The sequence below is a fragment of the Paenarthrobacter sp. NPDC056912 genome, from assembly GCF_042786555.1.
In the GTDB taxonomy this organism is placed as follows: domain Bacteria; phylum Actinomycetota; class Actinomycetes; order Actinomycetales; family Micrococcaceae; genus Arthrobacter.
In genome coordinates this window covers 66,201-86,975 of sequence record NZ_JBHUCD010000020.1, presented here as the reverse complement: position 1 = coordinate 86,975, position 20,775 = coordinate 66,201, and the positions used below count along the sequence as shown (strand labels likewise).

Genomic DNA, 20,775 nt, shown 5'->3' with positions numbered 1-20,775 from the left:
CCACACCCCCGGCCCCCCGGGGGACCTGGGGGCTTCGCGCCCCCCCCCCGGTGTTGCTTTTATTTGTAATTTTTACAAAAAAAATTTCAATTAACCCCCCACCTCGCGCGGAGGAGGGAAGGACTAGCGGCTTGCCGCAGGAACCAGCACCCAGAGCACTTCCACGGTTTCGTCCGTGGGGTTGATCCACGTGTGTGGTTCGCGGCCGGGGAAGGAAAGCGTGTCACCTTCTTCGAGGTCGTACTGCTCATTGGTCAGGATGAGCTTGATACGGCCTTTGACCACATGGAGGACATCGACGTCGCAGTCCACGGCGTAGAGCTCGTTTTCGCCACGGCCACGGGGTTCAATGGTGGCCTGGAGGATTTGGAGGCGGCGTTCGGACCGCGCCGTCAGGAGCCGTTCCACGATGCCTTGGCCGCCCAGGGATATGCGGGGGCCATCATCGCGCCGGGTCAGATGGGTTTCCGGCGCAGCGAACAGGTCGCCGACGGAGACTGACAGGACCTGGCACAGTGTGACGAGCGAAGCGACCGACGGCGATGTCAGGTCGCGCTCCACACGGCTGAGGAAGCCCTTGGTCAGTCCAGTGGCATCGGCCACCTGCTCGATGGTGAGACGCTGCGCTTGGCGGGCCGCGCGGATTCTGGAACCTATGGCAACAGGAACGTTGCTTGGTTCAACGGGGAGAGCCTTCATTCACGAACCTTTCAGGCCTGTAGTTGGCCCTGTCATTGGAGCAATAGTAGCTGGATCACGGAATCTAAAGACCTGTCCGTGACGAAGCATCTTGACTGTTACTCCGATCACAACATATCCTCATAGGCAACAAGTGTTGTCTGTGAGGCACACAACACCTCCCCAATCTCCAATCGTCAGCACAGAGACTTCGACGCTTCGCAGGAGTATCGTCGGAAACCCCAACCTCCGTGCATCAGCTCCAAGGAGCCACTCATGGACTCTTCGTTCATTAACATCGCAATCGTGGTGGTGTACCTGCTCGCCATGCTGGCTTTCGGCTGGTGGGGCAAGTCCCGCACCAAGAACAACAGCGACTTCCTGGTGGCCGGCCGCCGCCTGGGGCCGTTCCTCTACACCGGCACCATGGCCGCAGTTGTCCTCGGTGGAGCATCCACCGTCGGCGGCGTCGGCCTGGGCTACAAATTCGGCATTTCCGGCATGTGGCTCGTTGTAGCCATCGGCTCCGGCGTGCTCCTTTTGAGCCTGCTCTTCGCCGGCACCATCCAGCGCCTGAAAATCTACACGGTCTCCCAAATGCTGAGCCTTCGCTACGGCAGCAAGGCCACGCAGACGTCCGGAATCGTGATGCTGGCTTACACCCTCATGCTCTGCGCCACCTCCACGGGTGCGTACGCAACCATCTTCGTGGTCCTTTTCGGCTGGGAACGCTGGCTGGCCATCGCGGTGGGCGGTGCGATCGTACTGGTGTACTCCACCATCGGCGGCATGTGGTCCATCACCCTGGCGGACCAGGTCCAGTTCATCATCAAGACCGTAGGCATCTTCTTCCTGATGCTCCCGTTCGTCATGAACGCCGCCGGCGGACTCGACGGCATCCGTGAGCGCGTGGACGCCAGCTTCTTCCAGATCGACGGCATCGGCATCCAGACGATCATCACGTACTTCGTGGTCTATACGCTCGGCCTGCTGATCGGCCAGGACATCTGGCAGCGCGTGTTCACCGCCAAGACCCCCACGGTTGCCCGCTGGGGTGGAGCCACCGCCGGTGTCTACTGCATCCTCTACGGCATCGCCGGCGCCCTGATCGGTTTGGCTGCCCGCGTGGCGCTTCCCGATATCGACGTCGCCAACCTCGGCAAGGACGTGGTGTATGCCGAGGTAGCAACCCACATCCTGCCGATCGGCATCGGCGGCCTGGTCATGGCCGCTGCTGTCGCAGCCATGATGTCCACCGCTTCCGGCGCCCTGATCGCCGCTGCGACGGTGGCCCGTGCGGACGTTGTTCCGTTCGTTGCCAGCTGGTTCGGCAAGACCATCAACACCGATGACACAGAAAACCCGGAGCACGACGTCCGGGCAAACCGTTACTGGGTACTTGGCCTTGGCATCGTCGCGGTCCTGATCTCCATGGCCGCGCAGGACGTGGTGGTTGCCCTCACCATCGCCTACGACATCCTGGTAGGCGGCCTCCTGGTTGCCATTCTGGGTGGCCTGGTGTGGAAGCGCGGAACCGGCATCGCTGCGGCGTGGTCCATGGCGATTGGTTCCGTGCTGACCCTGGCGCTGCTGGTCATGTTCGCCACCGGAATCATTCCGAGCGCAGACGGCGTCTACGCCAACGAACCGATCTACTTCGGCCTGGCAGCCTCGTTCCTGGCCTACGTGGTGATTTCCCTCCTCACACCGCCCACCGACCCCGCGGTCCGCGCCGCGTGGGACAAGCGCGTGGCAGGGGCCGTCTCTGACGAGCTCCCGATTCAGGAACACCCCGTCAGCAGCCACAAGGCCAACTAACAGGAACCTTCGGCAGCAAACAGGATACTGAGCAAAGTTCGACGGCGGTGCCGCCCCTTTCCGGGGCAGCGCCGCCGTTGTTCTGTGCCCGACAAATGCGAGTTGCGGGGCCTGCTTTGCGCGTTCAAACGGCCCGAAACCACGCAAAGCGGGCCCCACAACAAGAAACACGTGCGGTAAAGTGATTCCAGCTTCAAGAGATGTGGCGCCAAGCTCCGACTGGCCACGCACCAACCCCATGTTCACGGGTGGTTCGGATGAGGAAGCGGCCCGTCCCGGACCAGAGACAACCGAGCGGGCAAGAGCACTCCCCCAAGGAGCATTCCCTTGCCGTACCAAGGTGATACCACCCCTGCCTCAAGCATCCCCCTCCCGCCTGCCACTCACGCGGTGGCGGTGATTCCCGCCGTCGACCTTGTCCTTGGAACGGTGACCATCACCACGCACGGCGGGTCAGCCCGGTTCCAGCATCCCGAACCGCGCATGATCGAGCGGGCGCTGGCCCGGGCCGTGCGTTCAACGCGCTGGTGTGAAGCGTCCGGAACCCTGACAGTGACTGTCGCCGCCCCCGGCCAAAGGGCAGGAAGCGAACGGCACTTCCAACTCCGCAACGGGGCCGAGGGCTAGCTGCCCTCGTCCTCCCCGCGGAACTCTTCGGTGTCATCGAGCGGGACCACGCGTTCGTCGTCCTCGGGGGCGTCTACTTCCTCCACCCAGGCCTCGTCCACTTCCTGGTCTTCGCTGTAGTCATAGGCCGGGTCCGACTCAATGGTTGCCCGGAGCGGGTGATTGGCGTGTGATTCGGTGGTGTTCATGCTGCAACCTCCGTCTCGTGGGCCGAGCGGCCCAATAACCGGTTGCGGGGAGAGGGCCCCGCCCCTGTTCTTCCATCTGAGCACCGCGCCCGCAAGGGGTCAAGAAGGGCCGGAAATTACGGTGCACCGAACATTCCAACTAAGGAATACCAGCCGAAAATCCCCGCCAATTAGCGGTACAGTGGGGGCTGCAATGGGGCCGCAACTACCCCACCCAGCACAGGAGAAAAAGTGCAGAAGCACCAGGAATCCCCCGATTCGTCGAGCCCCGCTCCGGATCCCACCCCTCAAGACCCCTCTGCGGAAACAACGCCGCCCACGGCTTCGGACATCCGGCGCTGGCGCCAATATTTGGCTGACGAGCGCGCCGAGGCCGCCGTCTACCGCGAACTCGCCCAGCGCCGCGACGGCGAAGAGCGCCAGATCCTTTTGGCCCTGGCCGAAGCCGAAGGACGCCACGAGGCACATTGGCTCAAGCTCCTGGGAGAGCACGCGGGAATGCCCAAGGCCGCGTCCATCCGCAGCCAGCTCCTGGGCTTCTTCGCCCGCCACTTCGGATCAGTATTCGTTTTGGCCCTGGCCCAACGGGCGGAAGGCCGTTCCCCTTACGGCACGGATCCAGCAGCCACACCGGCCATGGCTGCCGACGAGCAAATCCACGAAGAAGTAGTCCGTGGCCTGGCTACCCGGGGTCGCAACAGGTTATCCGGTACCTTCCGTGCAGCGGTCTTCGGCGCCAACGATGGCCTGGTCAGCAACCTTTCGCTGGTCATGGGCATGGCCGCAACCGGAGTCCCCAGTCCAGTGGTGCTCATGAGTGGCGTGGCCGGGCTCCTGGCCGGCGCATTGTCCATGGGCGCCGGCGAATACGTCTCCGTCCGGTCACAACGGGAACTGCTCAACGCCACGCTGCCCACGCAGGCCACACTCACGGCCGCGCCGTCGTTGGACATCGAACACAACGAACTGCTCTTGGTCTACCTGGCCCGCGGCATGACGCGCGAAGCCGCCGAGCACCGCGTCGCCGAACGCATGGGGCTGTTCAGCTGCGACTGCGATCCCAGCCTCTCCCTCCAACCGGAGAAGCCGCCCACGGACGAGCACGAATCCGTAGGCTCGGCGTGGGGAGCAGCCATGTCCAGCTTCTGCTTCTTCGCCTCGGGCGCCATCGTGCCCATCCTTCCGTTCCTCTTCGGCATGACCGGTGTCGCGGCCCTGGCTGTTGCCGGCGTGCTGGTGGGCATCGCGCTCCTGGCGACCGGCGCCGTCGTGGGTTTGCTGTCCGGAACCTCACCGCTGAGCCGCGGGCTCCGGCAGCTGGCCATCGGCCTCGGTGCGGCCGCCGCCACGTACGGGCTCGGCCTCCTGTTCGGGGCTGTGATCGTCTGAGTTTGGACGGCCCTGTCAGCAGCCCGTAATCTTGGTTCGTCCTCCGCGCCGCCCCGCGTGACCAGGGCGTGAGGAATGGAGAGCCGTGGACCCGGACCAGGAAGCAACACGTGCGCCCAGGCACCGACGCTCGGGAACCACTGCGCGCCTGCTTCGTGGCCTCCTCCTTGCCGGTGTCGCCGCCGCAATAGCGGTTGTGGTCAGCGGGTTCCTGCACGGCGATCCCCGCATCACCGCGCTGTTCCCCGGCGTCAACGTCCCGGGAGCACCGCAAGGCGGGCAGCACAGGCCAACGCCCGCGGGAGCCTTGAACGCACCGCCTCCGGGGCTCGAGGAAGCGGACGCACCGCTGGCCTCGCCACCGGCTCCCACCACCACCAACGATTCGTACAAGTTCCTGGCCACCAACGACGACGGCACTCCAGTGGGTTACTCCCCTTGCCGGCCGCTGCACTACGTCGTGAACAACGCCACCGCACCCGAGGGCAGTGACGCCCTCCTGGCCACCGCCATCGCAAACGTTTCGCGAGCTTCGGGCATCCAGTTCATCAACGACGGAACCACGGACGAGCTGCCCGTCGACCGACGCGAACCCTACCAGCCGGCCAAGTACGGCGAGCGCTGGGCTCCGCTGCTGATCTCGTGGACCACGCCCGAGGCCGCACCGGCCCTTGCCGAGAAGGTCATCGGGACCGGCGGGAGCACCATGTACTCCCTCAACAAGGGGCCCAAGAGCTACATCACCGGGAGCCTTGAGCTCGACACTCCGCAGATCTCGGAACTCCTGGCTGACGAGGGCGGTGCCGACTACGTCCTGGCCGTCATGCAGCACGAGTTGGGACATGTCATGGGCCTGGACCACGTGGACGATCCCATCCAGCTCATGTACCCGGAAATCGGCGCTCCGGACGGACTGGCGGCAGGTGACCTGAACGGCCTGTACCTGCTGGCTTCAGCGCCCTGCCGCAAGGACATCTGACCCCACCTTGGCCAGGGTGCCAACCCGCCATGGACTCCCGGCGTTGCTCGGACTTATGCTGACGCATACGGCAGACGGCGGACCCCCACCGCCTGGTGCCTCTTTACGTCAGGGGGTTCCATGGAACCTTATGGGTCGTCCCAGTGGCCAGACCCCCATCCCCCTCCGCCTGATCCGACTCCGCCTGATCCCAGGGCCCCGAATTTCGGGTCTCCGTTTTCGGTGGAGCCCAGGCCACCGATCAAACACAGCAGCATCGCGGCCATCCTGTTCCTGTTCGGAATCCTTGGACTGGTCTGCGCCGGGGCGTACTTCAGCGGTGAATTGGGACAGCTCCTGTCCGGTTCCTCAACGCAAAGCCAACCGCCGCGGCCCGGGTTGGTGCCGTTTGGCCAGCGCCAGGATCCCCTGCCTGGACTGGAAGAGGCGGACGCACCCCTGGGGAAGCCCGCGCCCCTTGAACGGACCAGCACTTCCTACAAGTTCCTCGCCGTCAAGGAAGACGGAACCCCTCTGGCTTACTCACCATGCCGTCCCATCCATTACGTGGTGAACTCGGCTCTTGCCCCGCCATCCTGGCAGCCGTTGGTGGAAGAGGCCGTCCGGCAAGCCAGCGTAGCCACGGGGCTCGTGTTCATCTACGACGGCCCCAGCACCGAAATCCCTTCCCCCAACAGGTCCGGGTACCAGCCCACCAGATATGGAGACCGCTGGGCGCCCGTCCTGATCGCTTGGAGCACGCCCGAGCAGGTTCCGCGCCTGACCGGGCAGACCGTGGGACTCGGCGGAAGCTCCTCCATCGGACTGAGCAACGGGTACAAGGCCTACGTCACGGGTACGGTGTCCCTGGACGCGCCACAGTTCGCAGGGATCATGGACGCCTCCAACGGCAACGAGATCGGTGTGGCCGTCATCATGCACGAGCTGGGACACCTGGTGGGCCTGGACCACGTCAACGACCCCCGGCAGCTCATGTTTGACCAGGCATCCTGGGTGCGCCAGTACGCCGCCGGAGACCTCACCGGCCTTGCCAAGCTTGGCTCCGGGCCGTGCAGCAAGGACTTCTGAGCGGACAGCGCCCTAGCCTGCCACGACGGCGAGCGCGTCCTCCACCGTGTCCACCAGGAAGATCCTGTCCGCCATGGGCTTTCCGGCCGCGAGGCCCTGCAGCATCGGCCAGGCAGGGAACGTCCTTTCCCAGTGTTCGCGTCCCACCAGGACCATGGGCGTGATGGTTTCGGGTGCGCCATAGTAGTTTTCGCAGGCGTCCTGGAAGATTTCCTGGACCGTCCCGGCAGCACCGGGAAGGAACACGATCCCGCCATTGCAGAGTTCCAGCAGGATGGCTTCCCGGACGGCGTTGGCGAAGTACTTGGCAATGTGGGTGGCGAACAGGTTGGGTGGTTCGTGCCCGTAGAACCATGTGGGAATCCCGAGCGTCGGGGTGCCGTCAGGGTAACGTTCGACGACGGCGGCTGCCTGGCGTGCCCAAGCCGTCACCGACGGCCTGAACCCCGGTACGGCGGCGAGCGACTCCAGCGCTGCTGTTGCTTCGGCGTCGGGCAGTCCGCTCAGGTAGGCACCCATGGTGGCCGCTTCCATGGCTCCTGGACCACCGCCGGTTGCTACCGTGAAGCCGGCGCGGGCCAGCATGCGGCCCAGCCGCGCGGCGTCGGCGAATTCCTTGGAACCGCGCTGGGCGGCGTGTCCACCCATGACTCCCACCAGTTTGGCCCCGGCGAGCGCGCCGTGGTCCAGCAGTTCGTCCAAAGCATCGCCGATCGCGTGGTCATGGAGCGCAGCGGCCAAGGTGGCGTTGAGGCTGTTTCGCTGTCCAGGCAGGATGCTCCACTGGTACACCTGCGCGTCCAGGGTGGATTCGTACTCCACGGAGGAGATGTCCTCGTAGAGTTCGCTGGCCTTGTAGAGGCTGCCGCGGTACGGGTTGAACGGAACGCCGCGCAGTTTGGGAAAGATGAGCGCTCCGCGGCTCCGCAGGTTCTCTTCCACGCCGTCGTCGAACGTGCAGCCGAGGAAGACCGCACCCCGGGCGTCCAGTGCTTCAAGGTGGCGGGACCGGCCACGGAGGTCGAGGGACTGCGCATGCCAGCCGTGCATGGACCGGGCCCCGGCTGTCACTAGACGGTCGAAGTTGACCACGCTGTCGACGTCGAGTGTTCGCGGACTCGGGTTGAGGGCTCCGGTGCGATTCATGGTTTCAGCGTAGTGGCGGTGCGCGCGGGCGGCGGGGGCTCGGCACAGTGCAATGATGAAGCATGCAAAGTTCAGAAGGTGTCCGTCCGCGCATCGGAGTTCCCATCCGTCTCAGCAGCTCGGACAATCCCGATGCCCGCGTCGGGGAAGCCAATGAGCTCTTGACGTTCATCGTCGAGTTGCTGCGGGAAGCCGGCGCGGAGCCGGTATTGCTGACTCCTGTCTCGGCGGACAGCGCCGGACGGCTCGCAACTGAGATGAAAAGGCTCGACGGCGTGTTGTTGCCTGGCGGCGGTGACATCCAGCCACGGCTCTACGGACAGGACCCCGGGGAGTCGTTGTATGACGTCAACCCGGATCAGGACCGCCTCGACGTCGACGTTGCCCGTGCCACGATCGACGCCGGGCTGCCACTTCTGGGGGTCTGCCGCGGACATCAGTTGCTGAACGTTGTCTACGGGGGGACCCTGGTCCAGGACATGGCACCGTCCACGGTGAACCACAACGGGCTGGACCCCCACGATCCCGCGGCAAACGAGTGGGCATGGCATGAGGTGGTCCTGGCTGCCGGTTCCAAGACCGCCGCACTGTACGGCGCACCCGGCGGGACCACCGTCAGGATCGCCTCCGGTCACCACCAGGCAGTAGCTACCGTGGGTGAGGGGCTGGTGGTCACGGCCATCGCCGACGACGGCACTGTGGAAGCGTTGGAAGACCCCTCCCGGTGGGTGGCCTCAGTGCAGTGGCATCCGGAAGCTTCCCAGCTTCCCGACGCCGAGCGGCTGGCGCCTTTCCGGGCCTTCGTTGAAGTGTGCCGGAACCCTATCCAGAAAATGGCTGAGGGAGTATCGTAACTCGCAACGTGACGACCACAGCGCCCCATCGCAGTGGTTGAAGTGCATAATTTCATTCGAATGGCGTCAGGGGGACGTCGTAAAGTTCGCCGGCTGGGGGGCCCAACATCTGCTCGAGGAGCATGGTTGTGGACCGCCCAAAATACTTTCGTCGTAATAGTCATCGAACATCACTCTCACCGTTATCAGGCCATGCTCCCGCTTCCAGGCGCGTCCTCGGGTTCCTGCTGGGGCTGTCCGTCACCCTCACCGCTGTAGTCTTCGGTTCCGCAGCGCCCGCACTGGCCGCTGTACCTCCGTGCCCGGGGACCGGCGGTGCGATGCAGATCGTCGCGCATACTGACGACGACCTGATCTTCATCAGCCCCGACTTCATGCGGGACATCCAGGCCAAGCGGTGCGTCCAGACCGTCTACCTCACAGCCGGAGAAGCCGGGGAAGGCCAGTCCTACTGGGGCAGCCTGGAGGATGGCATCAGGGCCAGCTATGCCATGATGGCCGGTGTTGCCAATGTGTGGACCACCTCCGATGCCGGTGTCCCGGGCCGCCCGCTCACGCTCCACACCCTCAGGGATGCCCCCAACGTGTCCGTGGTGTACCTGCGGCTTCCTGATGGCTTTCCCAACGGCAAAGGCAGTTCACGGTATGGCGGCCAAAGCATCCTCAAGCTCTGGGACGGCCGGATCTCCACCATCCGACCGGTGGACGGATCGGCAACCTACACCAAGGACCAGCTTCAGTCCGCGTTGAACAAGCTCGTGGTCAACTTCCAACCCACAACGTTCCGCACCCAGGACTGGACCGGCAATTTCACCACTCCTTACGACCACAGCGATCACTGGGCCGCGGCGAAATTTGGCCAGCTGGCCACCCGGGCCTACACAGGCCCGCACACGTCCTCGGCTTACGACGCCTATGTCATTGACGAGTACGCCCAGAACGTCACCGGCGCGGAATTGACTTCCAAGGTGAACACCTTCGTCCGCTTCGCCGACTTCGACAAGTACCTCTGCGACTCCCCTTGCCCGGCTCCGCCCTACAGCGACTGGCTCAAGCGGCAATACATCACGGCCATTGAATGGACCGGCAACGCAGCGAAATCCTCGGGCACCACAGTGTCGGCGTCCTCGCAGAAAGCCTCAGCCCAGGGACCGGAGAAGGCGCGCGACGGCTATGCCTGGGGTACTCCCATGGACGCCGCCCGCGAGTGGGTCACCAACGGCGGCAAGGCCGGAAGCTGGATTCAGTACACCTTCTCCCCGGCACGCACCATCAACGCGGTGACGCTGTTTGACCGGCCAGTCACCACCGACCAAGTGACCGGTGGCAATCTTCAATTCCCGGACGGCAGCACTGTCCCCGTACCCGCGCTCCCGAACAACGGCTCCGGACTGACGGTGAACTTCCCGGCCCGGACGGTCAGTTCCGTGCGCTTCAACATCACGTCCGTCAGCAGCTCCACCACCAACGTAGGGCTCGCAGAGTTCGAGGCACACATCACCGCCGATACGGTCGCCCCCGAGGTCACACCAACACCGCCGGGCGGCACGTATGACATCGGTCAGAAGGTCACGCTGGTGGCCAACGAACCCGCTACCATCTACTACACCACCAACGGTTCCACGCCCACCACAGCGAGCAGCAAGTACGCCACCCCCTTCACACTGGACGGGCCGCTGACCTTGAAGTACTTCGCCGTGGACGCCGCCAACAACCCGTCCGCCGTGGTGACCCAGACGTACTCCACCGGTCCGGACGTGACCAAGCCCGTAGTGACGGCCAACCCGCTGAGCGGCGCCTACGTTCCCGGCACCACCATCACCCTGGCAGTCAACGAACCCGCAGAGATCCGGTACACCACCGACGGCAGCGATCCCTTGGCCGCCGGGCTCCTGTACAGCTCTGCGATTCCGTTCAACGGTCCCGGCCCGATGACCCTGAAGTATTTCGCCCGGGATACCGCCGGGAACGTTTCCGTCGTCGCCACGCAGACGTACACCGTCCCTCCGGACACCACCGCTCCCGTCGTTACGCCCAATCCCACCAGCCGTGCCTTGGCCAGCGGTGCCACCATCACGCTGACTGCGAACGAGCCCGGGGCCATCTACTACACCACCGATGGCAGCACCCCGACGGCCACGGAATCGGCCACCAACATCAAGTACTCGACGCCTTTGGTGATGGGTAGCTCGGCGATGGTCCTCAAGTACATCGCTGTGGACGCAGCCGGGAACACCTCGCCCGTCGGCACCCAGACGTACACCGTCCCCGCAGCCGGACCGCCGTCGGCCCATGACTTCAACGGCGACGGCAAAGCGGATGTGCTGGCCTCCGACACTGCCGGAAACCTGTATCTCTACCCCGGTGACGGCGCAGGCGGCCTCTTGCCGCGGCAAGTAGCGCTGGCGGCCCCGGCCTGGTCCACCGTGACGGACACGGTAACCCCGGGTGACTTCAACAGGGACGGCAAAGCGGATGTGCTGGCCCGTGCCGGCGACGTCCTCTGGTTCTATCCCGGTGACGGTGCCGGCAGTTTCGGCGCCAGAACCCAGGTCAGCACCGGGTGGAGCAGCATGAGCCAGCTGTTCTCACCCGGCGACTTCAGCGGCGACGGCATCCCGGACCTCATCGCCCGGCGAAGCACAGGCGAGCTGCGGCTCTACGAAGGCAACGGCACAGGAGGCCAACGAACACCCACCACCATCGGAACTGGCTGGAATGTCATGGATGCAATCCTGAGCACGGGGGACTTTAATGGAGATGGAAAGGCAGACGTGCTGGCGCGACGCACTGACACCGGCGCCCTCTGGCTCTACCCCGGCAATGGAACACGCGGATGGCTCCAGTGGAAGCAAATCTCCACGGGCTGGGACAACCGAACAACGATAGCCGGCCCCCGGGACCTCGACGGCGATAGCAACAACGACGTCGTGGGTCGCATCGGAGACACCCTGTGGCTGTATCCAGGATCAGGCAGCGGAGCGTTCACCAATGTGCCGCCCATAAGCCTCGGCACCGGCTGGCAGGCCATGAAGATCATCGCCTAGCCGGCCCCACAGACCTGGCGCGGGTCGGAGTTTTCCCCCAGACTCTTCGGCCCGCGTCAGCTATGACCGCACCCTCTCCCACCTCCCGACATGTTTCTTGCGACCCTCTCCCACCTCCCGACATATTTCTTGCGACCCTCTCCCACCTCCCGACAGGTACTGCCGAAGGGCTTGCGCCGATACTCGCCTAACGGGGAAGTGCCCGACGGCGGCACCACCGTGGGTGCCGCCGTCGAGAAGGTGCCTGGCCGAGCGGTGATCTGAGAGGGCGTCCCCCAAAACCCGTCGGGAAAAGAGAGGGCGTCCCCCAAAACCCGTCGGGGAAAGAGAGAGCGTCCCCCAAAAACCCGACGGGAAAGGAGAGATCGTCCCCCAAAACCCGTCGGGAAAAGAGAGAGCGTCCCCCAAAACCCGTCGGTAAAAGAGAGAGCGTCTAGGCGGCCACGCGCACTGGGACGCCGGTCTCCAAGGATTCCTGCGCGGCGTCGGCCACCTTGGACGCAGCAACGGCGTCCTCGGGGGTGCAGGGGTTCTTCAGTTCCCCCAGCACCACCTGAACGAAAGCGGCCATTTCGGAACGGTAGGCCTGGTCGAAGCGCTCGGCGAAGGTCTTGTGTGCCGTGCCTGACGGGAAAGCCACGCCGGATTCGGCCGAACGCAAGGCCATTTGCTCGTCCAAGCCCACAAGGATCGATCCTTCAGAGCCCTGCAGCTCGAGCCGCACATCATGCCCGGCCCCGTTGTAGCGGGTGGCCGAGACCGTACCTACGGTGCCGTCGTCGAACGTCACTACGGCCAAGGCGGTATCGACGTCGCCCACCTCACCGATTGCGGGGTCGCCGTTGTTCGAACCCTTGGCGTAGACCTCCACGATTTCCTTGCCCGTCAGCCAGCGGAGGATGTCGAAGTCGTGGACGGAGCAGTCACGGAAGAGGCCGCCGGACGTCGCGAGGAACTGGACGGGAGGCGGCGTCATGTCGCAGGTGACGGCGCGAACAGAGTGGATCCAACCGAGTTCGCCGGCGTCATAGGCGCGTTTGGCCTCGAGGTAGCCGGCGTCGAAGCGGCGCTGGTGGCCGATCTGCACCGTTCCTGATTTCTCCCGGATGTAGTCAAGGACGGGCAAAGACTCCGCCACGTTGACGGCAACGGGTTTCTCGCAGAAGACCGGAACTCCGGCATCCACGCCGGCGCGGATGAGGTCCGGATGCGTGGCAGTGCCGGTGGCGATGACCAGGCCATCAATCCCCGAAGCGATCAGTTCTCCCACGGAAGGCAGGAATTCTGCTCCAAACCTGGCGGCCACTGACCGGGCGTGTTCTTCGGCCACATCAGTGAGCTTGAGCCGGACATGTACGCCTTCCGGATTCAAGGCCTCGTTCAGCGCACTGATGTTCTTCGCATGCATCACACCGATCCGGCCCACACCCACCAACCCGAGGGTTACTTCTTTCATGCCGTCTCACTCTCTTTCACAATATCCAAGGAAAACCACGGAAAGACCCCGGCTGACCGCTGTCGGCCGGGGTCGTTCGGTGGAGAAAAACGTTGATGCGGAAACCTAGTGCCGCTTCGTAGCGTTTTCAGGTGCTGCGTCGGCCACTCCAGCTACTTCGGCCTGGACTTCCTGCAGTGCCTCCGTGTGCCCGCCGAGTTGCTCGAGTTCGTGGGCCAGCTCTGCGAGTTCGGCGCCGCCGGCCATCTGGGCGGTGAGCTCCTCGAGAGTGATGTCCTTCTTCTCGTAGTAGCCGATTGACTTGCCGCGTTTGAGCAGCAGGAACCGGTCCCCCACGGGGAAGGCATGGTGCGGGTTGTGGGTAATGAAGATGACACCCAGCCCGCGGTCACGGGCCTGCAGGATGTACCGCAGGACCACGCCTGACTGCTTCACGCCAAGGGCGGCCGTGGGCTCGTCCAGGATCAGCACCTTCGCGCCGAAGTACACAGCCCGGGCAATCGCCACACATTGGCGTTCACCGCCGGAGAGCTGGCCGATGGGCTGTTCCACGTCGCGCAGATCGATGCCCATCTCGGCCAGTTCCTTGAGCGTGATGTCCTTCATCTTCTGGACATCCATCCGCCGGAACGGGCCCACGCCGGTGGTCAGCTCGGAGCCGAGGAAGAAGTTCCGCCAGATCGGCATGAGCGAAACGACGGCGAGGTCCTGGTACACCGCGGCAATGCCGGCGTCGAGCGCTTCACGCGGTGAACCGAGCTTCCGGTCCTCGCCCATGATCTTGAAGCTGCCTTCGTCGTGCTGGTGCAGTCCGGCGATGATCTTGATCAGGGTGGATTTGCCGGCACCGTTATCGCCCAGGACACAGGTGACGCGGCCGTTGTCCACGGCCATGGTCACATCTCGCAGGGCGATGATGTTGCCGTAGTGCTTGCCAACTGCCTCGAGGGAGAGCAGGTGCACCGGGGTGTGGGTCAAGGGGTCCTTCTCGTTTTTCAGCAAGGTCTGCTGGTCGATCTGTTGTGCATTCATTGTTCCGGCCCCTTACTTGAGCTCTGCTCGGCGCTTGACGATCAGGTTCACGATGGTGGCCAGCAGGAGCATCAAGCCCAGGAAGAACTTGAACCAGTCTGGATTCCATTGTGCGTACACGATGCCCTTGTTGGCCATGCCGAAGATGAAGGCACCGATCGCGCCGCCGACGGCCGAACCATAGCCACCGGTGAGCAAACAGCCACCGATCACTGCGGCGATGATGTACAGGAACTCGTTGCCCACACCTTCACCGGACTGCACCGAATCGAAGGCGAACAGATTGTGCATTCCCAGGATCCAGCCACAGAACCCAACAGCCATGAACAGGCCGATCTTGGTCTTGGTCACCGGGACGCCCACAGCACGGGCAGCGTTGGCGTCGCCGCCCACGGCGAAGATCCAGTTGCCCACGCGGGTCCGCAGCAGGATCCACGAAGCCACGGCCACCAGGGCGATCCAAATGAACACGGTGATCTTCACTTCAACACCGCCGATGGATACCGCGGAGGCGAAGACGGCCCGGGCGGAGTCGAACCCGTCCATGTTGGAGATCGACGGCGATGACACCGACCCGCCGATCAGTCGCGTCAGGCCGAGGTTCAGGCCGGTCAGCATCAGGAACGATGCCAGGGTGACGATGAAGCTGGGCAGCTTGGTCTTGACCAGGATCCAGCCGTTGATCAAGCCGATGCCGAGGGAGACCACCAGTGCGAGGATGACGCCTACCCAGACGTTGGTGGTGAAGTACCAGCTGAAGAGCGAGGCCGTGAGCGCCGAGGAGATGACGGCAACGCCCGTGGAGAGGTCGAATTCGCCGCCGATCATCAGCAGCGAAACACCGACTGCCATGATGCCAATGGTGGAGCTTCCGTAGAGAACGGTGGCAAAGGCATTGGGCTGAATGAAGGTCTGGGAGACCGACGCGAAGAAGATGAAGAGGACCACGGCGCCGACGAGGGCGCCAACTTCTGGACGACCCAGGAGTTTCTGGAGCGGGTTGCGTTTACCGACGCGCTCGTCGGCTACGCCCGGCTTGGTGGCAGTTGGGGTGAGAGTCATGATGATGTTCCTTGCTGCCGGGCCCGCTTTCCAACGGGCCCGGCGAGTCAGTGCTAGCGGATACCCTGCTCAGCGAACTTCAGGACGTCGGTGGCGTTGGACTTGTCAACAATGGCCGGACCCGTCAGCACGGACTGGCCGCCGCCGAGCTTGAATCCGCCTCGCTTGTTCTGCCACAGGGCATCGACCGCTCCGTAGCCTTGCAGCCACGGCTGCTGGTCCACGGTGAACAGCACGCTGCCGTCGGCGATTTTCTGTGCGAGTTCCTTGTTGAGGTCGAAGCTGGCCACCTTGGCGGAGCTGCCGGCGGTGGACACGGATTTGATGAGCGTCAACGTGATGGGGGCGCCGAGGCCGATGATGACGTCAGCGTCCTTGGAGGCCTGCAGCTTGGCCGTTGCCGTGGATTCCACGGAGGTCATGTCTGCGCCGTTGACGTAGAGGATTTCCGTATCGGGAACCTTGGCTCTGACACCCGCGCAACGAGCCTCAAGGCCTACATGGCCCTGTGCCTGGATGACGCAGACGGGGTGCTTGTAGTTTTCCGCGGCCAACCGTTCGCCCACAGCCTCGCCGGCGAGCTTTTCATTGGAACCGAAGTGCGTGAAGGCGCCGAGCTGCTTGGATACCGATTCGCCGGCGTTCAGGCTGACAATCGGGATACCGGCTTCAGTGGCCTTCTTGAGTGAATCCTTCAATGCGTCCGGGGTGGCAAGCGTGACCGCGATGCCGTCGACTTTCTGGTCCACAGCCTGCTGGATCAGCTGCGCCTGACGGCCGGCTTCGGCGTCACTGGTGTAGAGCAGCTCCACGTTGTCCTTGGCCGCAGCTTCTTCCGCACCCTTGCGGATGGTGTCCCAGAAGGTGTCACCGGGAGGCGCGTGCGTGATCAGTGCAATCTTGATCCTGTCAGTGCTGGCTACTTGGCCGCCGGCAGCTCCCCCGCCCGTGTCGGCGGGCTTGCCACCTTGGCTGGAACAGGCGCTCAGTGCCACCAGGGGAACCACCGCTGCGACGACTGCCGCTGTGCGCCATGAGAATTTTGCCACCGTTATCTCCTTTGATTTCAGCTTTGGATGCTCCGGAACTCTGGGCCGAAGCATCCCACTACTCAGATCATGGTGACTCGCCTCACACTTTGTCAATAGTTTGTCCTGACATTAGGATGTTTTTACGTAATCTTCTCGCTTCAGCAGCGTCACCACCCGGCTCGGCGTGAATTCCTTGACGGCCGCAACCCGGCTGCTATTATCAGAAAAAGGCAGTATGTCCTATCAAGAGAACATGAGCGGACAAACTCCATCCAACCGGCAGAGGAGCCGCATCCTGCTCCCCCGGCCGGCCTTCCGCAGGCGTCTAGGAGAAACCAGTGGCGAACCAACTTAGCCTCAGCATCGACCGTTCGTCGCCGGTGCCGCTCTACCATCAGGTAGTCCAAGGAATTGAAGCCGCCATCCATAGCGGCATCCTGGAACCCGGCAGCCGGCTGGACAACGAAATAGACCTTGCTGCACAGCTCAACCTGTCCCGTCCCACCATGCGCAAAGCCATGGACGAACTTGTCCGTGCCGGCCTCCTGGTCCGCAAGCGCGGCGTGGGCACCCAGGTGGTTTCCAGCCAGGTCCGCAGGCCCCTTGAACTGTCCAGCCTCTTTGACGACCTCAGCAACAACGGGAAGAAACCAACTACCGACGTCCTGAGCTTCTCCCATGTGGAAGCCGACGCCGCCACACTCACCGCACTCCAGCTCCCTGCCGGTTCGAAGGTGTACCACTTCACGCGGCTCCGGAAAGTGGGCGGCAAGCCCTTGGCGCTCATGGAGAACTGGGTCCGCGATGACATCACCAGCATGGATGAGGCCCAACTCGCCGAGCAAGGCCTCTACGCCATCCTTCGGCGCGGGGGCGTGAACTTCCGGCTGGCTTCACAACGCATTGGCGCCATGATCGCCAATGACTACCAGGCACCCCTCCTCGAGGCCGAGGTCGGGTCGGCACTGGTCACCATGGAACGCACCGCGGTGGACGACACCGGACGCATGGTGGAAACCGGCCACCACGTCTACCGAGCCGATTCCTACAGCTTTGAAATGACACTCGTACAGCGCTAACGCAAGGACAAACACTGATGGCCAACTGGGTATACCCGCTGGGAACAGCCACCGACGGCAAATGGGACGTCTCGCTCGGAACCTCCGATTCCACGCTTGCCGTTGACGGCTGGGCCCATACGGGCCTGAAGGTCGCGACGCTCGCCGCAGGTGCCGCCGTCGAACTTCCCGCCGCTGCGGAAGAGCGCATCGTTGTGCCGCTGAGCGGCTCGTTCACGGTAAGGGTGGACGACGGCGAATACAGCCTCGCGGGGCGGCAGTCGGTTTTCCATGGGCCCAGTGACGTCCTGTACACAGGTATCGATAAAGCCGTCACCATCAGCTCGAACGACGGCGGCAGGGTTGCGGTCGCGACCGCACCGGCCAAGGCAGGGTACCCCACGCGGTTGGTCACAGCAGCGGAAACCCCCGTGGAGCTGCGCGGGGCAGGCAACTGCTCACGCCAGGTGCACAACTTCGGCACGCCCGCCACCCTGGAAGCAGACCGCTTCATCGTGTGCGAAGTCATCACGCCGGGCGGCAACTGGTCCTCGTTCCCTCCCCACAAGCACGACGAGGAGAAGGAAGGCGAGACCAACCTCGAGGAGATCTACTACTTCGAAACCCGCGTAGCGCCCGGATCCCCGGCACCGGAAGACTCCGACGCCATCGGCTACGCCCGCGTCTACGCCTCCGACGAGCGGCCCATTGATGTCTCCGCCGAGGTCCGCACGGGCGACGTCGTCCTGGTGCCCTACGGTTGGCACGGTCCGGCCATGGCTGCCCCCGGCTACGACCTCTACTACCTGAACGTCATGGCCGGCCCAGGCCGCGTCCGTGACTGGCTCATCAGCGACGACCCCCACCATGGCTGGATCCGGCAGACGTGGGAAGGCCAGGACATCGATCCCCGGCTCCCGTTCGGCGCATAAGCCCAATAGTGAAGGCCCCCTGGATTTTTCCAGGGGGCCTTCACTATGCGCAAAACCGGCTAGCGGGTGCGGGCTTTGAAGAACGCTTCCAGCTCTTCCAGGCTCTTGCCCTTGGTTTCCGGCATGGAGCGCTTCACCCAGCCGACGGCCACCACCTGCAGCGCGACGAACACCAGGAAGGTAGCGGAAACTCCCATCCAGGCCACCATCTGCGGGAAGAAGAAGCCCACCATGAAGTTGACGATCCAGAGCACGAACACACAGATGCCCATCCCGACGCCGCGCACATGCAGCGGGAAGATCTCGGCCAAAGTCAACCACGTGACAGTGCCGATGCAGGACTGCATGGAAGCCAGGAACGTCACCATGAACAGCAGCACAAGGTAGGCCCGGAGCATCCCCTCCGGCACGGCGAACGAGATCACCGAGATCGCCGTGAGGGACACCGCTGTTCCACACAGGCCGCCGATAAGCATCGCTTTCCGGGGAAGCCTGGTCATCATCCACATACCAACGATCACGGCCACCACGGACGTCACACCGTTCACTACGTTGGCCAACAAGGCACCCTGGTCGCCGAAGCCGGACGAGGACAGGATGGATGTGCCGTAGTACATGATGGCGTTCACGCCGCTGATCTGGTTGATCACGGCAAGGCCCAGGCCCACCACGAAGATCCTGCGGACCCACGGCACATTGAGGTCCTTGAATGAGCCCATCTTGGACTGGTAATCCTCGCGGGCCGCGCGGCGGACGTCGTCGAACTCCTGCGAAACCTCACCGGCGGCCCTGGTGCGACGCAGGACCTCCATGACCTCGCCGAAGCGTCCGGAGGATGCCAGCCAGCGCGGGCTCTCCGGCAGCACCAGCATGCCGAACCACAGAATCACGGCCGGAAGCGTGGCAATGACCAGCATCCAACGCCAGACGTGCATCTCTTCCGGGAACAGGTTCCCCAGGACCGCGTTGAACGTGAAGGCCAGGAACTGGCCAGTCACGATCATGAGTTCGTTCTGCGTGACGATCCTGCCGCGCTGCGCCGCCGGCGACATTTCGGCCAAGTACACGGGGACGATCACCGAGGCACCGCCGACGGCGAGACCCAGGACCGTGCGCGCGAGGACCAGCAGCTCCGTGGTCGGCGCCAACGAACATGCCACGGTGGCGAAAGCGAAGATCAGGGCGAGGCCCATGATCGTCTTGCGTCGCCCAAAGCGGTCCGACAAGCGCCCGGCACTGATCGCGCCGAATGCCGCTCCGAAGAGCAACGTGGAGGTGACCAGGCCTTCGGTCAGCGGCGTGAGGCCCAGGTCTTTCTGCATGAACGGCAAGGCACCATTGATCACTCCGGTGTCATAGCCGAACAGCAGGCCGCCGAAGGTGGAAAACAACGCCACCTTGCGGAGGAACTTCTTATGGTTGGCAGGCTTGCCGGCTTTGCCCGGGGAAGCGGGCACTGTGGAAAGCGGGCCTGTTTGGGTCTCGGTTGAGGCAGAATTCGTCATGGATTCCTTCGCTCGCTACCAGCCCTCAGTTGGTCCGGGCGACGTAGTCGACCATGGACTTGAGCTGGTAGCGGGACACGTCTTCCGCATTGTCGTCTTCGGCGAACACGGACGACACCATGACGGTGTTGTCCCTGTCCAGGAATCCGATCTCCTTCAGCCCGCCGAAGAACTCGTCCCAATTGACGTCGCCGTCGCCGATCTTCAAGTGCTGGTGGACGCGGACGGCATTGCCCGGCGGGTTGGTGATGTACCGCAGCCCGTGGGAGGCATGGTGGTTCATGGTGTCGGAGACGTGCACCAGGCGGAGCTTGTCCCCCGCTGCCCGCATGATTTCCAGCGGCTTGTTCCCCATATGGAACGTGTGCGAGGCGACATAGACCATGCCGATGTTCGGTGAATTGATGCCGCGGATGACGCGAAGGGCGGCCAAGCCGTCTTCCACGAAGTCATCCGGGTGCGGATCAATGAGCACGTCCATGCCTTCGCGTTCGATGATCGGCAGCAGCTCTTCCATGGAGCGGTAGAACGCGCGCTCGGATTCCTCGGCCTTCTCAGGCCGGCCGTTGAACTCCGTGTTCATGGTCTGTACGCCCAGGTCCACGGCGATCTGGATAGCGCGCTTCCAGTAGCGGACAGCGGCTTCGCGGGCGTCCTCGTCGGGACCGGACCAGCGCAGTACCGGCAGGACGGAGGCAATTTCGACGCCGGCGTCCTTACAGGCTGCCTTCAACTTCCCGACCAGTTCGTCGTCGGCCTTGGGGTGGTTGAAGAACGGGATGAGGTCCGCGTGCGGGGTCATCTGCAGGTACTTGTAGCCGAGGTCCGCCGCCACTCGCGGGAATTCCAGCAGGCTGTGGCTGTGGTGGAAGGGTGTGGGATCAAGTGCGATCTTCATGGTCAGT

Annotated in this window: 18 protein-coding genes and 1 riboswitch; of the genes, 9 read left to right on the top strand and 9 right to left on the bottom strand. The window is 63.8% G+C overall.

The genetic code is table 11. From position 1 onward, the window contains the following. Positions 1–123 precede the first annotated feature (123 nt). Complete coding sequence (locus ACFRJ9_RS19515) at positions 124–699, bottom strand: helix-turn-helix domain-containing protein (protein WP_377671367.1); 576 nt, start codon at positions 697–699, stop codon at positions 124–126. 255 nt (positions 700–954) lie between these two features. On the opposite strand from ACFRJ9_RS19515, the gene ACFRJ9_RS19510 reads away from it, so the two are divergent. Both ACFRJ9_RS19510 and ACFRJ9_RS19505 read left to right on the top strand, forming a co-directional pair. Then, a complete protein-coding gene (locus tag ACFRJ9_RS19510; protein ID WP_377671364.1) occupies positions 955–2,496 on the top strand; it encodes a sodium:solute symporter in 1,542 nt (513 codons plus the stop codon). Between the two features lie 191 nt (positions 2,497–2,687). After that, positions 2,688–2,807: riboswitch (SAM riboswitch) on the top strand. 16 nt (positions 2,808–2,823) lie between these two features. Further along, positions 2,824–3,123: a hypothetical protein gene (locus tag ACFRJ9_RS19505; RefSeq protein ID WP_377671361.1), complete on the top strand. Its 300-nt coding sequence runs from the start codon at positions 2,824–2,826 to the stop codon at positions 3,121–3,123. Here the strand turns inward: ACFRJ9_RS19505 and ACFRJ9_RS19500 are convergent. Then, on the bottom strand, positions 3,120–3,311 hold the full coding sequence (locus tag ACFRJ9_RS19500; protein WP_377671359.1) for a hypothetical protein: 192 nt from the start codon (positions 3,309–3,311) through the stop codon (positions 3,120–3,122). The genes ACFRJ9_RS19505 and ACFRJ9_RS19500 overlap by 4 nt on opposite strands. Positions 3,312–3,542: 231 nt before the next feature. On the opposite strand from ACFRJ9_RS19500, the gene ACFRJ9_RS19495 reads away from it, so the two are divergent. From ACFRJ9_RS19495 to ACFRJ9_RS19485, 3 genes are all read left to right on the top strand, one after another. Beyond that, positions 3,543–4,700: a VIT1/CCC1 transporter family protein gene (locus ACFRJ9_RS19495; protein ID WP_377671356.1), complete on the top strand. Its 1,158-nt coding sequence runs from the start codon at positions 3,543–3,545 to the stop codon at positions 4,698–4,700. An 85-nt stretch (positions 4,701–4,785) separates the two neighbouring features. Next, complete coding sequence (locus tag ACFRJ9_RS19490; protein WP_377671354.1) at positions 4,786–5,679, top strand: matrixin family metalloprotease; 894 nt, start codon at positions 4,786–4,788, stop codon at positions 5,677–5,679. Positions 5,680–5,901: 222 nt separating this feature from the next. Continuing rightward, positions 5,902–6,747, top strand: coding sequence for a matrixin family metalloprotease (locus ACFRJ9_RS19485; protein WP_377671351.1), 846 nt, complete (start codon positions 5,902–5,904; stop codon positions 6,745–6,747). A gap of 12 nt (positions 6,748–6,759) precedes the next feature. Here the strand turns inward: ACFRJ9_RS19485 and ACFRJ9_RS19480 are convergent, their stop codons facing one another. Further along, positions 6,760–7,893, bottom strand: a complete 1,134-nt coding sequence (locus ACFRJ9_RS19480; RefSeq protein WP_377671348.1) for an LOG family protein — start codon at positions 7,891–7,893, stop codon at positions 6,760–6,762. 62 nt (positions 7,894–7,955) lie between these two features. Here ACFRJ9_RS19480 and ACFRJ9_RS19475 point away from each other — a divergent pair, with 62 nt between their 5' ends. Together ACFRJ9_RS19475 and ACFRJ9_RS19470 are read left to right on the top strand one after the other, a co-directional pair. Next, the gene (locus ACFRJ9_RS19475) at positions 7,956–8,747 is read left to right on the top strand and encodes a gamma-glutamyl-gamma-aminobutyrate hydrolase family protein (protein ID WP_377671346.1); all 792 of its coding nucleotides are present in this window, start codon (positions 7,956–7,958) and stop codon (positions 8,745–8,747) included. 122 nt (positions 8,748–8,869) lie between these two features. After that, entirely contained in the window at positions 8,870–11,794 is a 2,925-nt protein-coding gene (locus tag ACFRJ9_RS19470; RefSeq protein ID WP_377671343.1) for a chitobiase/beta-hexosaminidase C-terminal domain-containing protein, read from the top strand. Positions 11,795–12,227: 433 nt separating this feature from the next. Here ACFRJ9_RS19470 and ACFRJ9_RS19465 read toward each other — a convergent pair whose 3' ends face one another. The 4 genes from ACFRJ9_RS19465 to ACFRJ9_RS19450 form a co-directional block, all read right to left on the bottom strand. After that, a complete protein-coding gene (locus tag ACFRJ9_RS19465) occupies positions 12,228–13,250 on the bottom strand; it encodes a Gfo/Idh/MocA family oxidoreductase (RefSeq protein WP_377671340.1) in 1,023 nt (340 codons plus the stop codon). A 105-nt stretch (positions 13,251–13,355) separates the two neighbouring features. After that, entirely contained in the window at positions 13,356–14,282 is a 927-nt protein-coding gene (locus ACFRJ9_RS19460; RefSeq protein WP_377671338.1) for an ATP-binding cassette domain-containing protein, read from the bottom strand. Between the two features lie 12 nt (positions 14,283–14,294). After that, on the bottom strand, positions 14,295–15,344 hold the full coding sequence (locus ACFRJ9_RS19455; protein WP_377671336.1) for an ABC transporter permease: 1,050 nt from the start codon (positions 15,342–15,344) through the stop codon (positions 14,295–14,297). Positions 15,345–15,397: 53 nt separating this feature from the next. Then, positions 15,398–16,393, bottom strand: a complete 996-nt coding sequence (locus ACFRJ9_RS19450) for a substrate-binding domain-containing protein (protein ID WP_377671333.1) — start codon at positions 16,391–16,393, stop codon at positions 15,398–15,400. Positions 16,394–16,713: 320 nt separating this feature from the next. Between ACFRJ9_RS19450 and ACFRJ9_RS19445 the strand changes: the two genes are divergently transcribed. Both ACFRJ9_RS19445 and iolB read left to right on the top strand, forming a co-directional pair. Further along, entirely contained in the window at positions 16,714–17,454 is a 741-nt protein-coding gene (locus tag ACFRJ9_RS19445; protein WP_377671331.1) for a GntR family transcriptional regulator, read from the top strand. Between the two features lie 17 nt (positions 17,455–17,471). Next, the gene (gene iolB / locus ACFRJ9_RS19440) at positions 17,472–18,365 is read left to right on the top strand and encodes a 5-deoxy-glucuronate isomerase (RefSeq protein ID WP_377671328.1); all 894 of its coding nucleotides are present in this window, start codon (positions 17,472–17,474) and stop codon (positions 18,363–18,365) included. A 59-nt stretch (positions 18,366–18,424) separates the two neighbouring features. On the opposite strand, the gene ACFRJ9_RS19435 is transcribed toward iolB, so the two are convergent. Next, on the bottom strand, positions 18,425–19,870 hold the full coding sequence (locus ACFRJ9_RS19435; RefSeq protein ID WP_377671326.1) for a sugar porter family MFS transporter: 1,446 nt from the start codon (positions 19,868–19,870) through the stop codon (positions 18,425–18,427). A gap of 25 nt (positions 19,871–19,895) precedes the next feature. Then, positions 19,896–20,768 (bottom strand): sugar phosphate isomerase/epimerase family protein, encoded by an 873-nt coding sequence (locus ACFRJ9_RS19430; protein WP_377671324.1) that lies wholly within the window; start codon positions 20,766–20,768, stop codon positions 19,896–19,898. Positions 20,769–20,775: the final 7 nt, after the last annotated feature.

Excerpts from the sequence above, each read along its gene's own strand:
- ACFRJ9_RS19515 (WP_377671367.1), bottom strand. The coding sequence starts at position 699 with ATGAAGGCTCTCCCCGTTGAACCAAGCAACGTTCCTGTTGCCATAGGT.
- ACFRJ9_RS19510 (WP_377671364.1), top strand. The coding sequence starts at position 955 with ATGGACTCTTCGTTCATTAACATCGCAATCGTGGTGGTGTACCTGCTC.
- ACFRJ9_RS19500 (WP_377671359.1), bottom strand. The coding sequence starts at position 3,311 with ATGAACACCACCGAATCACACGCCAATCACCCGCTCCGGGCAACCATT.
- ACFRJ9_RS19480 (WP_377671348.1), bottom strand. The coding sequence starts at position 7,893 with ATGAATCGCACCGGAGCCCTCAACCCGAGTCCGCGAACACTCGACGTC.
- ACFRJ9_RS19475 (WP_377671346.1), top strand. The coding sequence starts at position 7,956 with ATGCAAAGTTCAGAAGGTGTCCGTCCGCGCATCGGAGTTCCCATCCGT.
- ACFRJ9_RS19470 (WP_377671343.1), top strand. The coding sequence starts at position 8,870 with ATGGTTGTGGACCGCCCAAAATACTTTCGTCGTAATAGTCATCGAACA.
- ACFRJ9_RS19465 (WP_377671340.1), bottom strand. The coding sequence starts at position 13,250 with ATGAAAGAAGTAACCCTCGGGTTGGTGGGTGTGGGCCGGATCGGTGTG.
- ACFRJ9_RS19460 (WP_377671338.1), bottom strand. The coding sequence starts at position 14,282 with ATGAATGCACAACAGATCGACCAGCAGACCTTGCTGAAAAACGAGAAG.
- ACFRJ9_RS19455 (WP_377671336.1), bottom strand. The coding sequence starts at position 15,344 with ATGACTCTCACCCCAACTGCCACCAAGCCGGGCGTAGCCGACGAGCGC.
- iolB (WP_377671328.1), top strand. The coding sequence starts at position 17,472 with ATGGCCAACTGGGTATACCCGCTGGGAACAGCCACCGACGGCAAATGG.
- ACFRJ9_RS19435 (WP_377671326.1), bottom strand. The coding sequence starts at position 19,870 with ATGACGAATTCTGCCTCAACCGAGACCCAAACAGGCCCGCTTTCCACA.
- ACFRJ9_RS19430 (WP_377671324.1), bottom strand. The coding sequence starts at position 20,768 with ATGAAGATCGCACTTGATCCCACACCCTTCCACCACAGCCACAGCCTG.